Source organism: Klebsiella sp. HMSC16A12 (genome assembly GCF_001808265.1).
Classification (GTDB): Bacteria; Pseudomonadota; Gammaproteobacteria; order Enterobacterales; family Enterobacteriaceae; genus Klebsiella; species Klebsiella pneumoniae.
On sequence record NZ_KV792576.1, the window covers coordinates 1 to 701 of the forward strand.

A 701-nucleotide genomic window follows, 5' to 3' on the forward strand; every position below is an offset into this window, starting at 1 on the left:
GAGACCAACCCGTCGCGCATCACCTGTACCGGCAGCTCCGACACCGGCGACAACGGCCACTACGCGCTGACCACCAAAACCCACAACATCAAGGCCGGGCCGATCGACGTCGAGATGTACGCCAACTACGGCTTTGACTCAAAGGCGGTGGACAGCGACGCGCGTCTCGAAGCCTGGCAGGGCGGCCTGGTGCTGAGCCACACCAACGACAGCGGGGTGAACAAGGTGATCCTGCGCTATTCCGACAACTCGGATAACAGCGTCTACAACAAAACCGACGACCTGACCACAGTCTACGCCAGCTTCGAGGGCAGCCATAAGTTCACCCAGCAGGCGCAGATCGAATACCTGCTGGCCTTCCACGACTACGACAACGGCAAGGACAACACCGACAACCGTAAAAACTACGGCGCCATCGTCCGGCCGATGTACTTCTGGAACGACGTGCACTCCACCTGGCTGGAAGCGGGCTACCAGCGCGTGGATTACGAGCAGGGCGGGGATAACCACGGCTGGAAGCTGACGCTGTCGCAGAACATCGCCATCGGCATGGGGCCGGAGTTCCGTCCGATGCTGCGCTTCTACGTGACCGGCGGCCAGGTGGACAACGAGCACACCGCGAAGGTCAACAACACCAAAGACCAGCAGCTGGATTCGCTGAACGTCGGCGGGATGTTTGAGGCGTGGTTCTGATGCGATAG

General features: G+C 60.8%; 1 protein-coding gene. It reads left to right on the forward strand.

Going from position 1 to position 701, the window contains the following annotated elements:
* A partial coding sequence (locus tag HMPREF3140_RS08820; protein WP_139146158.1) for a carbohydrate porin occupies positions 1 to 693 on the forward strand: 693 nt, incomplete at its 5' end.
* Between the last annotated feature and the right edge of the window lie 8 nt (positions 694 to 701).